Source organism: Candidatus Nitrospira nitrificans (genome assembly GCF_001458775.1).
Lineage (GTDB): Bacteria > Nitrospirota > Nitrospiria > Nitrospirales > Nitrospiraceae > Nitrospira_D > Nitrospira_D nitrificans.
In genome coordinates, this window is sequence record NZ_CZPZ01000003.1 from 46,420 (window position 1) to 59,536 (window position 13,117).

A 13,117-nucleotide genomic window follows, 5' to 3' on the forward strand; every position below is an offset into this window, starting at 1 on the left:
TTGCCGGTTTCTAGGCGAGCTGCCATGTTTGAAGTCCTGACTCCGCGCCGCTCTCTGTTTTCGTTCGCCCTCAGAACGAAGCTCGTCCTCAGTATGTCCGTCATTCTGGTTGTCGCCTGTCTCGTCTTAGGCTGGCTGTTTATTCACCAGCAAGTGCGATCGGTTGCCGAAGGCCTGAGACAAAGCGGAACGCTCCTCGCGCAACATCTCGCGCACATGGGTCGATTGAGCCTCGTAGCCGGCGACACCCAGCGGCTGAGTCATCTGGTTCAAGAAATTCTCGCTGTCGATCCGGTGGCCTACGCAGCCGTCCTTTCTTCCGGCGGGGAACTTCAGACGGGGTTCGGCAAAGGCATGTGGGCGGAGCAGTTCTCCGTTCAGCCGAGCGGCCGGCGTCAGTTTTCTTTGACGAGCGTGACGTGGCCTCCTCGGCTTCACACTGATTCCGATGCTCCGCTCATCAGCGCCGTCCAGCTCAAGGACGACCGGCCCCTGCTTCGTCACAACATTGAATTCACCCTGGAAGAATTGCTGAGTGTCGCGGGCGGATTCGAACTTCCCATCGTGTACGACATCATCGTTCGCGTTCCGCAACGCCCCTTCATGACCCCACGAGACCCTGCCCTGAGTCTGACATTGGATGAACGAGGAGACGGGCCGCTTGCGGGAGAGATCCAGCGCGCTCTCGCTCCGGCCCTGGTGCAAGTCGGACTGTCGACCTCGCGCCTTCAGCACGTCTTGCGCCAATTATTGTGGCAGGCGGCCGCGATCACCATCAGCATCATGGCCGCCGGACTGCTGATGGCGCTGCTGTTGGCCCGCCGCATCACCACGCCGTTGCGAGAGCTGACGCAAGCGGCCACCCAGCTCACCGCCGGAGAAACCGTGCCGCCTGTCGCGGGGCGCACGGGCGATGAAATCGGGACCCTCACGGGTGTCTTTAATGCCATGGCCATGACATTGCAAGCGCGCGAGCACGAGTTGCGTGAACTGACCCACACGTTGGAGGACCGCATTGTGACGCGCACACAGGAGCTTGTCGCCGCGAACGCCAAACTTCAAGAACTCGACCGACGCAAATCCTTTTTCGTTTCCACGGCATCCCACGAGCTCCGCACACCGCTGACATCCATGAAGGTCCACTTGGCGAATGTGCAGGATGGCATCGACGGAACCGTCACCGACGATCAGCGTCGCTCGCTAGCCCGTGTCGAGGCCAACCTTTCGCGTCTCCAGAAATTGATCGATGAGCTGCTGGATCTCTCCACCATCGAGATGGGCCAAGCGTCGTTGCGTCCGGAGCCGGTGGCTCTGGGGAACGTGATCGCCAAGGCAGTCGAGGATCTTCACCCGCTCGCGTCCGAACGCCGAGTGAGCATCGTGATCTCCCTCCCATCCGACCTGCCATCCGTGTCAGGCGATCCCAACAAGTTGCACCAGATCATCCTCAATCTCATTCACAATGCCATCAAATTCAGCCCGCCGCACTCAACAGTCGACGTTGAGATCGCTTCGCGGCGGGGCCGCGAGATCCAAATCTCCGTGCGGGATGTCGGCCCGGGTCTCGCTCCGGAGGAAATCGAGAAAGTCTTTCAACCGTTCTATCGGGCCGCCGCTACGCCAAAGCAGGCAAAGGGCGCTGGGCTTGGATTGACGATCGCCAAGTTACTCGTCGAGCTGCATCACAGCCGGCTCGAGGTTGAGACCACTCTCGGGAAAGGGAGCTGTTTTTACTTCACCCTGCAGCCGGCTGTCTCGAAACAGGAACTGCCGTTGCTTCAATATGCTCCGATCGCCCATGCGCCTGGAGCATGAGGTTGTCACAAAGAGACGATCAGGCGGCGGGAGGCTTCATGGTGACGCCTCGCTGTTTCATGAGCCTGGTCAGATAGGTCCGTTGCAAGCCCAGCAGCTCCGCCGCTTTCGTTTGGTTCCCCCCTGTTCGCCGCAACGCTTCCTCAATCACTTTCCGGCTGTACAGTTCCATCACGGCATGGTAGCTCAGGTTGTTTTCCTCCGATAAGTTTGTTTCAACCGGCAACTTCCTTCGAATCGCGATGCCGAGATGTTGAGGCTCGATACAGTCCCCTTCACACAGGGTGACGGCCCGGATCAGGACGTTTTCCAACTCCCGCACGTTCCCGGGCCAATGGTACTCACAAATCAGGTCCAGCGCATCCTGACTCACGACGAACGATCGCCGGCCCATCGTCGCCCCATGTCGGCGGACAAAATACTCCACCAAGAGTGGGAGATCATCGACTCGCTGGCGCAAGGGCGGGAGGGTAAGCGAGATCACGTTGAGGCGGTAAAATAAATCCTCGCGGAACAGTCCATCCTGAATGGCCTCTTTCAGATCTTTGTTCGTCGCGGCCACAAAACGCACATCCGTGCGGATCGGCTGCGCCCCGCCCAGACGGTAAAACTCCTGATCCTGCAACAAGCGCAGCAGCCGCGTCTGGAGTCCCGCCGGCATATCGCCGATCTCATCGAGAAAGACGGTCCCGCCCTCCGCCGCTTCGATTTTGCCTGGTTCGCGTTTCACCGCTCCGGTGTAGGCCCCCTTCTCATGTCCGAACAACTCATTTTCCAGCAAGCTTTCGGGGAACGCCCCGCAGTTCACGACGACAAACGGCTTCGAGGCGCGCGGGCTCCACCGATGCAGCGCGCGCGCCATCACTTCCTTACCCGTCCCTGTTTCCCCCAGTAAGAGCACCGTGGCAGACGAACCGGCGGCGCGCCGCGCCGTGTCCAAAAGCTCAACCATGCGCGGACTCTGCCCGACCACATGTTCATACCGCCCCCCCACTTCTGCTTGCAGGAGACCGATCTGACGCGTAAGGGCCATCTGTGCCATGGCCTTCTCAATCACAACGGAGAGGTGATCGGGTTCAAACGGCTTTGTCAGGAAATCGCAGGCCCCGAGCCGTATCGCCTCTACGGCTCGATCGATCGTCCCGAATGCCGTGATGACGATCACTTCCGGGACAGTCTGTGGCGGAGTGCCGGAACGTTTTTCACCGAGCTGTTTGAGCACATCGAGTCCGCTGAGTCCCGGCAGTTCGATATCCAGCAGCATCAGATCCGGTTGCTCCTCTGCCGCCAGCCTCAGCCCCTGCTCGCCGTCCTCAGCCGTGAGCACCTCATGCCCCATCCAGATCAACCGCTTCTTGAGCGCAGTAAGGATATCGTGGTCGTCGTCGACAATGAGAATACGAGCCTGCATCAGACGCTCCTGGTTTCCATTCGTGAGGCGCTATTGTAGGGAAAGATATAGTTGAAGAGAAAGCGCCTTGGCTACTGGGCTCAACCACGCATCATTCAGGCTCGTAATTCAGATTCGGCGAAAGCCATCGCTCGACCGTGCGCAGATCCATTCCCTTGCGGCGGGCATAGTCTTCGACTTGATCCTTCCCGATTTTTCCGACCGCGAAATACTTCGCGTCCGGATGGGCGAAATAAAATCCGCTGACCGACGCGGTCGGCAGCATCGCGTAGCTTTCCGTCAGGGTAATGCCGGCATTCACCTCCACCGATAAGAGATCGAACAGCAGCCGCTTTTCCGTATGGTCCGGACAAGCCGGATATCCCGGCGCCGGACGGATGCCACGGTATTTCTCTCGAATCAGATCGTCATTCGTCAGCTGTTCATATGTGCCGTATCCCCACTCTTCTCGGACTCGCTTATGGAGACATTCGGCAAAGGCTTCGGCCAGTCGATCCGCGAGGGCCTTGGCCATGATCGAATTATAATCATCATGGTCGTTGTCAAACTCCCGACAGAGTTCATCCATCCCGATGCCGGTCGTCACGGCGAACGCTCCGATGTAATCCTGACGACCGCATTCCTTCGGCGCGACGTAATCGGCCAGTGCGAGATTGGACTGGTCGGAAGGCTTCCCCGATTGCTGTCGAAGATGATGGATTGTGGCGAGCACCGTCTTCCGAGACGGATCCCGATAGAGCTCGATATCATCCCCCACGCTCGACGCTGGGAAGAGCCCATAGACACCCTTGGCGTTAAGTTGTTTCTTGCGAACGATCTCATCCAGGAGGCGTCTCGCGTCCTCATGCAGTTCCTTCGCCCGAGGGCCGACGGTCGGGTCGTCAAAGATCGTCGGATACCGCCCTCTCAGTTCCCATGTATGGAAGAAGGGCGACCAGTCGATGTAGGGGATCAACTCGACCAGCGGTTGATCGGCAATCGTCCGAACGCCCAACGCCGTCGGCATGGGAATATCGACGCTCGCCCAGTCGGGCATGAACCGATTGGCGCGCGCCTGGGCAATCGTGAGAAGCGGCTTGGCTCCTCGATCCTGATGCGCTTGTCTCATCCGCGCATAGTCGTCCCGCACTTGCCGAACGAAACCTTCCTTCTGGGTCTGGCTCACCAAACTCCCCACGACACCCACCGCGCGAGAGGCATCCAACACGTGCACCACGCCCGGCGCATAGGAGGGAGCGATCTTGACCGCGGTATGGGCCTTGCTGGTCGTCGCGCCGCCGATCAAGAGGGGCACATCGAACCCCTCGCGCGTCATTTCCTTCGCCACATGGACCATTTCGTCGAGCGAGGGCGTAATAAGCCCGCTCAGGCCGATGATGTCGGCGTTGTTCTCTCGAGCCGCGGCGAGAATTTTCTCGCAGGACACCATCACGCCAAGATCGATGACCTCATAGTTGTTGCAGCCAAGAACGACCCCGACAATGTTTTTTCCGATGTCGTGCACATCGCCCTTCACGGTCGCGAGCAGGACCTTCCCCTGCGCCTTGAAATTGCCGGACCGCTTTTTCTCTTCTTCCATGTACGGCATGAGATAGGCTACCGCCTTCTTCATCACGCGCGCGCTCTTCACGACCTGCGGCAAGAACATCTTGCCTGACCCGAACAGGTCGCCGACGACGTTCATCCCGGCCATCAGGGGGCCTTCGATCACCTCCAGCGGCTTTGGGTATTTCCGACGCGCCTCTTCCGTATCCTGATCGATGTAGTCGGTGATGCCCTTGACGAGCGCATGGGAGAGCCGCTCCTCAACCGTCCCCTGCCGCCACGCATCGTCCTTGACGGCCGTTTTCCCCTTCGTCTTCACCGTCTCGGCGAAATTCACCAGACGCTCGGTGGCATCGGGCCTACGATTGAGCAACACGTCCTCGACCAGTTCGAGCAAGTCTTTCGGAATCTCCTCATACACCGCTAACTGGCCGGCATTCACGATGCCCATATCCAACCCGGCCTTGATGGCGTGATAGAGGAAGGCGGCGTGCATCGCTTCCCGCACCACATGGTTGCCTCGAAATGAAAAGGAAATATTGCTGATCCCCCCGCTGACCTTTGCACCCGGTAGATGCTGTTTGATCCAGCGCGTCGCCTCGATGAAATTGATCGCATAGTCGTTGTGCTCGTCGATCCCCGTTGCGACGGTCAAGATGTTGGGATCGAAGATGATATCGTGCGGCGGAAATCCGACTTGCTCGGTGAGGATCTTGTATGAGCGCGCGCAGATCTCCTGCTTCCGCTCAAGCGTGTCGGCCTGGCCCTTCTCATCGAACGCCATAACGACGACCGCCGCGCCATAGCGACGGATGAGGGTCGCCTGGTCGATGAATTTCTGTTCGCCCTCCTTCAAGCTGATGCTGTTGACGACGGCTTTGCCCTGGATATTCTTCAGGCCGGTCTCCAACACCTCCCACTTGGAGCTGTCGACCATAATAGGTACTTTGCAGATATCCGGCTCCGACGCGACCAGGCGAAGGAACTTTTCCATGGCCGCCTTGGAATCGAGCATGCCTTCGTCCATGTTGATGTCGACAATCTGGGCTCCGCCCTCGACTTGCTGACGCGCCACCGACAACGCCGCCTCGTAATCACCGGCCAGAATCAGCTTCGCAAAGGCCGGCGACCCGGTTACATTCGTTCGCTCACCGACATTGACGAAATTGGAATCCGGCCTGATGGTGACGGCTTCAAGGCCGCTCAATCGCGTATAGGGCTCGACCTTCGAGAGCGCATGCGGCTTCACCCCGCGCACGGCTTCGGCAATGCGCTTGATATGAGCCGGCGTGGTGCCGCAGCAGCCGCCGACGATATTCAGCCACCCGTTTTCGGCCCATTCGCGTAGTTGCGGCGCCAAGGTTTCCGGCGTTTCGGGAAACCCCGTCGGCAACAACGGATTCGGCAGGCCGGCGTTGGGATGGGCGCTGACATAGATCGGCGCGATCTGCGATAACTCTTCGATCAACGGGCGCATCTCTTTCGGGCCAAGCGCGCAATTCATCCCGACGCTCAACAACGGCACATGGGAGATCGAATTCCAGAAGGCTTCGACGGTCTGCCCGGTCACCCCGCGATTACTGCCGGCCTGAATGAACGTCACCGACGCCATAATCGGAACCCGTCGCGCGCCGGACGCAAACGCCTGCTGGATCGCAAAGAAGGCGGCCTTCGCGTTCAACGTGTCAAAGATCGTCTCCACCAGCAGCAGATCCACACCGCCGTCCAAAAGGCCCCGCACCTGCTCGCCATAGGCATTCACCAACTCTTCATAGATCGCCCCTCGAGCCGCCGGATTGTTCACATCGGTAGAAATCGACGAGGTCTTGGTCGTCGGTCCGATGGCGCCGGCGACAAAACAACGCCGTCCGGGTTGCGCTCGCTGCACCGTCGCCACGGCCCGCTTGGCGCACACTGCGCCGGCTTTGGACAGTTCATACCCCAGCGTCTCCATCTTGTAATCGGCAAGCGAGATCGTCTGGGAATTGAAGGTATTGGTCTCGATAATGTCCGCGCCGGCCTCCAGATACTGTCGGTGAATGTCCTCGATGATCGACGGTTGCGTGAGATTCAAGAGATCGTTGTGACCTTTGAGATCTTTCGTCCAATCCTTGAACCGTTCCCCTCGAAAGGCCGCCTCGTCCAGCTTTCGCTGCTGAATCATCGTGCCCATCGCTCCGTCGAGGATGAGGATACGCTCCCGCAAGAGCGCTGCTATGGAACTCTCGTGTGATATCGGCATAATCACCCTATTGAAATCACCGGGCTGTTTCTCCGATCGGCTGTGCGCGATCATACTGGAACCGCTTCGGAACGAGCAAGCACACTCGTTCCTTGACATGAATTCAGCGGCCTGGCTACGATGCCACCTCATGCGCGTGTGCACCATCCTACGTGCCGGAGCCTTGCACTTTCTTCTCGGCCTCGCCTTCCTTGAGACGCTCCCTTCGTCGGCCGCTGCCGCCCCTTATTTTGAGGACGGTTTCTTGGGACTCTCTCAGAAGGAGTTGCATGAACGACTCGGCAGGCCGCAGGCCGTGCGGGACCGAAAATCCGCCCTGCGCGTCTTCACCTATTATCCGATTACCGATTGGTCGACGTACTTCAGTAAACTCGTGTCGCCTGAAAACGGCGAAGATGTCTATACATTTAGTCGTGAGGGCATCGAGATCCGCTATTCCTTCAGCTACGCGGTCGATCCGAATGATCACAATGAGAACAGACCGCTGACCGTACGGCTGGTGGACATCGAATTTTCCTCGGCCATGCCGATCACTCGACTCCCCGGCTTGATTCCGGAGTTTCGTCCTTCGACTGATCCGTCCAACCCCGCCTTTCGATCCAATATTTGGGTGCTGTTGTGCAAAGGCCCCGCTTCATCCGATGCCCGTTTCATTGTGAGGGAGCAAGGGAAAGAACAGCTCGATTGGACGCTCTGCTACCAACTATTCTCGATGCAAGGGCTTCCCGATCGCTTAACGAGTGAGGCCTTGATCGACCGTGTGGAGATCAGTACCCAGAGCCTGCAGTTGGTGACCCACCGGCAACGGCATACTCATGAACGGATTCCGAACCCATACTCTCACCAGTTCGACAAACAACCTGATCCCCTCAAGCCACCATCCAAATCAATACCGGTTCCCAAGTATGCGGAGTAAGGTTCGGAAGAGACACCGAAAGAGAGGGGCTTACCGCGGGACTTGCTGAAGTCGATCTTGTTGCGCTTGTCCGGACGAGACCGCTTTCTTCTTCATGGTATCCATTGGACCACTATCACTCACATAGATCAGCAACGGGGCTCCGATTCCAATCACGATGAGCAGGAACAATCCTAACATCCTCAGGAACTGACTCGCGCTGAGATACATCATCAGCAACAACACCACCGCCGCGGCGCCGGCATAGGTCACGATCTTGGATTGAGCCGGGGTCAGCCCTTCCATCGCGAAGTGGAACGACGGCATGCTCCATCCATAATAATTCTTGGCGTGCTCTCTGAATTTCTGTTGCATCGACTGCATCGCAGACTGAGTTTTCGAAACGGAATCAGGCTGCTCATGCGTCTGTACTTTCGATCGATATTTTACCGGGATCGTAGCGGAGTCATCCGTGTACACAAGATTCCCTCGATCATCGATATAAGAATAGATGGTCGTAGCCCAGGTCTCAGCCCAGGCTCCTTGACCGAGTACCAGACAGAGACCCATTAGGAGGATCAGCTGTTGAGGTCGTGTGGACATCTTGCTGTCGTGCATGACGATAATTTTCAACATGCTCAGAAATCGCTGGGGTAAGTATAGCGCGTTTCCTATCACTATGATTTCATAGGATATTACTGGACGATCCTTGACTCGTGAGAACCCTCGCTGGTAGCATCCAAACTTTCTTGCGCTCCATGACCACCGAATCTCAACCCCTCGCCCTTGATCCCAACGCTGAAGAGCCGTCGTTCATTCGCCGCCGCTCGGTTCGGATCATCATTTATGTCGGACTTGTACTGTTTGTCCTTATGGTCGTGGTCTGGCCCCAGATCGTTCAGCTGAGTGACCCGGACTTTCACAAGCACATCGAACAACACCGTGTCATGGTGGGAATGACCAAAGAACAGGTTCTGCAATCGTGGGGCGGACCACAGACCATCAATACGACGTTCACCAAAGACGGCATACGGCAGGAAGAATGGATTTTCGAAGATTGGGAAAGCTCGGCGGTCGTCCGTCACCGCTATCTTTATTTTGAGGAAGGAGTCTTGATGGGAGGATGGTACGAAGGGTCGCGCGAGCGCCGTTCGAAAGACTTTCCGACGGACAAACCACACCCCAAAATTCAGCCGTAACCGGCCGGCCGTATCTCGCCAACCAGGCAAGCGGTTCAGGTTGCTGGTTTCAAGTTTCGAGTCGGGCAAAAATATACTTTTCGAACTTGAAACGAGAAACATGAAACTCGAACTGGTGCCGGAATACGATCTTCACCCGGGAGTTAGGCCGATGTCTCTCGGATAGACAATCTGAGGCGGCTGAGTAGCACTTCGGCACGCGCCTGGTCTGATGCGTCGACCATGACCCGGCTGACAAAAAACGGCACACCGGGATAGAGGCTGCTGATATGTTCACCGTGGACGACATAGGCGATACGATTACCATCGAGCAAGCTCTTGATCATCGCAAGCTCGCCGACGTCCTGCGCATCGGTGAGATGAATCATCCGCATGAGCGATCCGCCGATCGATCGTTCATGCGTGAAACGTGTCCATTCGTTGCACTTTGCCGTCTCTCGCTTTACACTCGACTACGAGTTACGGAGTTTCCGTAATTCGCGCGCGCCGCTCCTGGCCCGGACCGCCCGAGACAGTCAATACGCGCTTCCACTCACGGATCTGGTAAATGGCCCAGGCATTCGGTTGGCCCTTGAAGAACGCCGCGGGGTCGACGCCGCTGGCATGGAGGAAGATCGGCTCAGTGAATCCCTCTTCCAACACGTAGTCGAGTAACGATTCGGTCGTGAAACCCGTCCCACGAAGGGTCACGTCGGCCAACACAGTGAGGATTTCGTCAGGATTCTGAATCGTTATGGGATTCATCGGTTGTTATCTGTCATCCTAATTGTAACGACGCTCCACTGAAGAAGGCAAGGCGCCGTGCTCGTTCACATGAAGAAATCCGTGTTTCTTGAAGCGCTCCTCCGGGTCATGGACGACAAGCATCACTGGGCATGGGAACATTTTTCTTCCGGTCGGCTCAGCAAAGCCCAGCTCAAAACTCACTTTCAACATGAGTATGCCGTCTACGTGCGAGACTTTCCCGTCTTCTTATCACGGATCCTTGGAACGAATCCTCCGTTTTCAGTCCGCCATATGTTGGCGGAAAACATCTATGAGGAAGAAACCGGAGGGCTTTCGCTGGGGCACTCTCATCCTGATCTTTTCCTGACGATGATGGAAGGATTGGGGTTCCGTCGGCGGGATTTTGAACGTACCCGTCTGCTGCCGGCGGCCCGAACCTATCGCGCCTGGCTTGAGCGCATGTCGAACCATCGCCATTGGATGGTTGCCGCGGCAACCTTGACCATTTTCGTGGAAGGCAGCGTGAAGGATCGCCAGGAGATTCTTGCGCCTCCTGAGAAAAAACATCCGGAAGACATCGAATCCATCATCAGCCTTCACCCCTTGGTCCGGTATCACGGGGTGTCGCCGAGCCGAATGGATTTGATTCGAGCTCATCAAATGGTTGAAGCAGGCCATCGGCACGATGCGTATGCCATGGTCGTCAATTACACCGCGCCTGCGCTTCGACAATCGGTTCTGACCTGCGTCAAAAAAAGCTTGTCTCTGTGGCTGAGCTATCGCGATGCGGTCGCCCGAGCCTGTGGTATCAAGCACCCCTCATGATCCGAGCCTTCTTCTCCTGCTGTGTATTCGTCCTTGCCGTCGGCCCGCTTTGCCTCCTCAGCCCACATCGCCAACTTTGCGAGGCGTGCGAGGCGAGCCATCACCCGCAGGTTACCGGCGCTGATATTCCCACGGACATGGCCTTAATACCTCCGGGCGAGTTTACAATGGGGACCCCTGAGGGAAGCGAGGGCTTCCCTGACGAACGTCCGGAACGACGGGTCTTCCTCAGTGGATACCTCCTTGACCGTTTTGAGGTAACGAACCACGCTTATGCCGCTTTCGTGCAAGCCACGGGACATCGCTCTCCGGTGAATGCAAGCCCGGCCGCGACTCTCTGGATGAATGATCGCCCCATTCCGGATATCGAACACCATCCCGTCGTCAATGTGAGCTGGGAAGATGCTGACGCTTATTGCCGCTGGGCCGGGAAACGCCTCCCCACCGAAGCCGAATGGGAAAAGGCCGCACGCGGGACCGACGGCCGACGCTACCCCTGGGGAAACGACTGGGACTTTTCCATAGCCAACAGTGCCAGCTACTGGGCGCAACGGACGATCGAATTCAAGAGCGGAGCGGATTGGGATGCATTCTGGGTCAGCGGCGAGGGCGCTCGTCTGGCCAAGGAGAAAGGAATACGGGGAGAAATCCTGACGACGCCGGTCGACAGTTTTCCACACACCGTAAGCCCCTACGGCCTATTCGGCATGGCCGGCAATGCGTCGGAGTGGGTGCAAGACTGGTACGACCCGAATTATTATAAAAACGCTCCGCTCACAGACCCCACTGGTCCGGTTCGAGGCGCGATTAAGGCCATGCGTGGCGGGTCATGGCTCAAACCGGCTGCCAGCCTCCGCGCCAGTGATCGCGATTGGGGCACGATGGACAGCCGTCCCAGTGGGACCGGCTTTCGCTGCGCAAAAGACGCGTATTAGCAGGCTGTTGAAAAAATCCTCCAGCTTCGTTCCCCGCCTTGCCGAAGCGGCTTCGCGAGGCGTGCGAGCGTATCTCGTGAAGCGGACAGACGCTGCGGCCTTGGCCGGTGAAATGCGTGTCTTAGCCATCGGCTTCGCTGCGCCGGGCGCCGACTCAGGCGCGCTGGGGGTGGGCAGGTGAGAATGACGGCCTTTTTGACCGTCCTGCAAAGCGACGTCATTTGATTGGAGCCTTCCCCGGTTGTGCGTAGTTGCCAGGCGATCTTCTGAGAAGAACCTCCACCTGTTCAACCCTCACGACAGGCATGATGAGTCCAACCCCCTCCTCCTCGTGCGAGAAATCATAGATAACCGACTCAGAGGGAATCAGCACACCGGCCATCACGACGAACACATGGACCTTCTCATGCCGTGCGAGGCTTCGACCGATCCGATCCGCGAGTTTTTTCTCCGGCCTCACACGCAGATTGCTTGGAAACTCCTCAGGTTTGAATCGGACCATCCCCCACTGTGTTGCATTGAACTCCGGCCCGACCGCCACCCCATAGCTCCGGGATGTGGGATCAAATTGCGATACTTCTCCAGACCAGACGAATGCCATATGCCAATTCAGAACAGGGTTCCCATCGCGAGCGGTGTCCCGTTCACGGTTCAGGTTGAAGAGCCGCTCGTCATGGCCGGGATCCTGGTGGCCCCGGCCATAGACTGTCGCCCAATCGGGAGGCGTCCCTTCCAGTGCCACAAGAAACGCCTCGATCGCGCTCGGCTCGACCAGGATATGTGTCCCCGCGGGAAGAAGTGAATCGAGTTTGTTCAGAGAAAGGGTTCTCAGCGGGCGAAGCTCGGCCGCATCTTCCGATCGGGTTGGAGACGGCACAAGAAACAGACCGGAGAGGAGGAAACAAACCAGCAGCCGCGTGAAGGGTTTACTCACCACCGGCATGAGTCAGTACTCGGTTATACGAGGTCTTCAGGGACATCACGCCCTGATGGTCATCGCTGAGTACTCCGGCATCGATCAAGACTGAGAGCCGAGGAGCGGGATCGAGTCGGCGCAGACCGGACTGCGACAGGCCATCCGTGGCCAAGGCCTGTTCATAGGCACTGAGCCACGATTCCGTCACGGCGAGCAAGCCCGCATCGGTCGGTTTCATGCGGCCCAATCGCACCTGCTGCAGGAGCTTGATCAGGGGATCGGATTGAGCGATGCTCGCGATCGCGCGCTCCACTGCCTGTTCATCCGGCGCAGCCATCGGCTCTTCAATTCATCGAGCAGGCGCCGGGCCCGCGGGGATCGCCGCAACTGCCGCAGGCGCCGGGTCCGGCTGAGGACGTCCAGCTGGTCGTGGCTCCGACTCCAAAGGCGGAAAACTGTTTATCCACCTTGATCGCCTTGCACTGAGGACAAGCCGCCTCCGCTGACCCCTGGATCAACAGCTCAAAACGGTGATTGCATTCACGGCACACATATTCGAAGATAGGCATGGTTGAGGACTCCTTCGTTTACTGAGACCATTATAAAAT

Annotated in this window: 14 protein-coding genes; 6 read left to right on the forward strand and 8 right to left on the reverse strand. The window is 57.8% G+C overall.

Going from position 1 to position 13,117, the window contains the following annotated elements; translation table 11 throughout:
- Positions 1-24 precede the first annotated feature (24 nt).
- The gene (locus COMA2_RS03120) at positions 25-1,815 is read left to right on the forward strand and encodes a sensor histidine kinase (protein ID WP_090894566.1); all 1,791 of its coding nucleotides are present in this window, start codon (positions 25-27) and stop codon (positions 1,813-1,815) included.
- 19 nt (positions 1,816-1,834) lie between these two features.
- On the opposite strand, the gene COMA2_RS03125 is transcribed toward COMA2_RS03120, so the two are convergent.
- On the reverse strand, positions 1,835-3,226 hold the full coding sequence (locus tag COMA2_RS03125; protein WP_090894568.1) for a sigma-54-dependent transcriptional regulator: 1,392 nt from the start codon (positions 3,224-3,226) through the stop codon (positions 1,835-1,837).
- Between the two features lie 91 nt (positions 3,227-3,317).
- Positions 3,318-7,013 (reverse strand): methionine synthase, encoded by a 3,696-nt coding sequence (gene metH, locus COMA2_RS03130; protein WP_090894741.1) that lies wholly within the window; start codon positions 7,011-7,013, stop codon positions 3,318-3,320.
- A gap of 130 nt (positions 7,014-7,143) precedes the next feature.
- Here metH and COMA2_RS03135 point away from each other — a divergent pair, with 130 nt between their 5' ends.
- On the forward strand, positions 7,144-7,929 hold the full coding sequence (locus COMA2_RS03135) for a hypothetical protein (RefSeq protein ID WP_090894570.1): 786 nt from the start codon (positions 7,144-7,146) through the stop codon (positions 7,927-7,929).
- Between the two features lie 30 nt (positions 7,930-7,959).
- Here COMA2_RS03135 and COMA2_RS03140 read toward each other — a convergent pair whose 3' ends face one another.
- Positions 7,960-8,544 carry a hypothetical protein gene (locus COMA2_RS03140; RefSeq protein WP_090894572.1) on the reverse strand — a complete coding sequence of 195 codons (585 nt, stop codon included), beginning with the start codon at positions 8,542-8,544 and terminating at the stop codon, positions 7,960-7,962.
- A 122-nt stretch (positions 8,545-8,666) separates the two neighbouring features.
- Here COMA2_RS03140 and COMA2_RS03145 point away from each other — a divergent pair, with 122 nt between their 5' ends.
- Positions 8,667-9,107, forward strand: coding sequence for a hypothetical protein (locus COMA2_RS03145; protein ID WP_090894574.1), 441 nt, complete (start codon positions 8,667-8,669; stop codon positions 9,105-9,107).
- 143 nt (positions 9,108-9,250) lie between these two features.
- On the opposite strand, the gene COMA2_RS03150 is transcribed toward COMA2_RS03145, so the two are convergent.
- Positions 9,251-9,481: a putative signal transducing protein gene (locus tag COMA2_RS03150; protein WP_090894576.1), complete on the reverse strand. Its 231-nt coding sequence runs from the start codon at positions 9,479-9,481 to the stop codon at positions 9,251-9,253.
- Between the two features lie 85 nt (positions 9,482-9,566).
- Positions 9,567-9,851, reverse strand: coding sequence for a hypothetical protein (locus COMA2_RS03155; protein ID WP_090894578.1), 285 nt, complete (start codon positions 9,849-9,851; stop codon positions 9,567-9,569).
- A gap of 69 nt (positions 9,852-9,920) precedes the next feature.
- Between COMA2_RS03155 and COMA2_RS03160 the strand changes: the two genes are divergently transcribed.
- From COMA2_RS03160 to COMA2_RS20020, 3 genes are all read left to right on the forward strand, one after another.
- Positions 9,921-10,658 (forward strand): iron-containing redox enzyme family protein, encoded by a 738-nt coding sequence (locus COMA2_RS03160; RefSeq protein ID WP_090894580.1) that lies wholly within the window; start codon positions 9,921-9,923, stop codon positions 10,656-10,658.
- Positions 10,659-10,825: 167 nt separating this feature from the next.
- Entirely contained in the window at positions 10,826-11,593 is a 768-nt protein-coding gene (locus COMA2_RS03165) for a formylglycine-generating enzyme family protein (RefSeq protein WP_175304365.1), read from the forward strand.
- Positions 11,594-11,600: 7 nt separating this feature from the next.
- The gene (locus tag COMA2_RS20020; RefSeq protein ID WP_175304366.1) at positions 11,601-11,774 is read left to right on the forward strand and encodes a hypothetical protein; all 174 of its coding nucleotides are present in this window, start codon (positions 11,601-11,603) and stop codon (positions 11,772-11,774) included.
- A 36-nt stretch (positions 11,775-11,810) separates the two neighbouring features.
- On the opposite strand, the gene COMA2_RS03170 is transcribed toward COMA2_RS20020, so the two are convergent.
- The 3 genes from COMA2_RS03170 to COMA2_RS03180 are packed head-to-tail and all read right to left on the reverse strand — an operon-like array spanning position 11,811 to position 13,078.
- Positions 11,811-12,536 (reverse strand): hypothetical protein, encoded by a 726-nt coding sequence (locus tag COMA2_RS03170; protein WP_090894584.1) that lies wholly within the window; start codon positions 12,534-12,536, stop codon positions 11,811-11,813.
- Complete coding sequence (locus tag COMA2_RS03175; RefSeq protein ID WP_090894586.1) at positions 12,520-12,846, reverse strand: hypothetical protein; 327 nt, start codon at positions 12,844-12,846, stop codon at positions 12,520-12,522. The genes COMA2_RS03170 and COMA2_RS03175 overlap by 17 nt, the downstream gene beginning before the upstream one ends.
- 7 nt (positions 12,847-12,853) lie before the next feature.
- Positions 12,854-13,078, reverse strand: a complete 225-nt coding sequence (locus tag COMA2_RS03180; protein WP_090894587.1) for an FmdB family zinc ribbon protein — start codon at positions 13,076-13,078, stop codon at positions 12,854-12,856.
- Positions 13,079-13,117 lie beyond the last annotated feature (39 nt).

What these genes read in the sequence shown, in the direction of transcription:
- metH (WP_090894741.1), bottom strand. Translation starts at nt 7,013, where the DNA reads ATGCCGATATCACACGAGAGTTCCATAGCAGCGCTCTTGCGGGAGCGT.
- COMA2_RS03125 (WP_090894568.1), bottom strand. Translation starts at nt 3,226, where the DNA reads ATGCAGGCTCGTATTCTCATTGTCGACGACGACCACGATATCCTTACT.
- COMA2_RS03145 (WP_090894574.1), top strand. Translation starts at nt 8,667, where the DNA reads ATGACCACCGAATCTCAACCCCTCGCCCTTGATCCCAACGCTGAAGAG.
- COMA2_RS03175 (WP_090894586.1), bottom strand. Translation starts at nt 12,846, where the DNA reads ATGGCTGCGCCGGATGAACAGGCAGTGGAGCGCGCGATCGCGAGCATC.
- COMA2_RS03155 (WP_090894578.1), bottom strand. Translation starts at nt 9,851, where the DNA reads ATGAATCCCATAACGATTCAGAATCCTGACGAAATCCTCACTGTGTTG.
- COMA2_RS03140 (WP_090894572.1), bottom strand. Translation starts at nt 8,544, where the DNA reads ATGTTGAAAATTATCGTCATGCACGACAGCAAGATGTCCACACGACCT.
- COMA2_RS03120 (WP_090894566.1), top strand. Translation starts at nt 25, where the DNA reads ATGTTTGAAGTCCTGACTCCGCGCCGCTCTCTGTTTTCGTTCGCCCTC.
- COMA2_RS03150 (WP_090894576.1), bottom strand. Translation starts at nt 9,481, where the DNA reads ATGCGGATGATTCATCTCACCGATGCGCAGGACGTCGGCGAGCTTGCG.
- COMA2_RS03170 (WP_090894584.1), bottom strand. Translation starts at nt 12,536, where the DNA reads ATGCCGGTGGTGAGTAAACCCTTCACGCGGCTGCTGGTTTGTTTCCTC.
- COMA2_RS03165 (WP_175304365.1), top strand. Translation starts at nt 10,826, where the DNA reads ATGGGGACCCCTGAGGGAAGCGAGGGCTTCCCTGACGAACGTCCGGAA.
- COMA2_RS03160 (WP_090894580.1), top strand. Translation starts at nt 9,921, where the DNA reads ATGAAGAAATCCGTGTTTCTTGAAGCGCTCCTCCGGGTCATGGACGAC.
- COMA2_RS03135 (WP_090894570.1), top strand. Translation starts at nt 7,144, where the DNA reads ATGCGCGTGTGCACCATCCTACGTGCCGGAGCCTTGCACTTTCTTCTC.
- COMA2_RS03180 (WP_090894587.1), bottom strand. Translation starts at nt 13,078, where the DNA reads ATGCCTATCTTCGAATATGTGTGCCGTGAATGCAATCACCGTTTTGAG.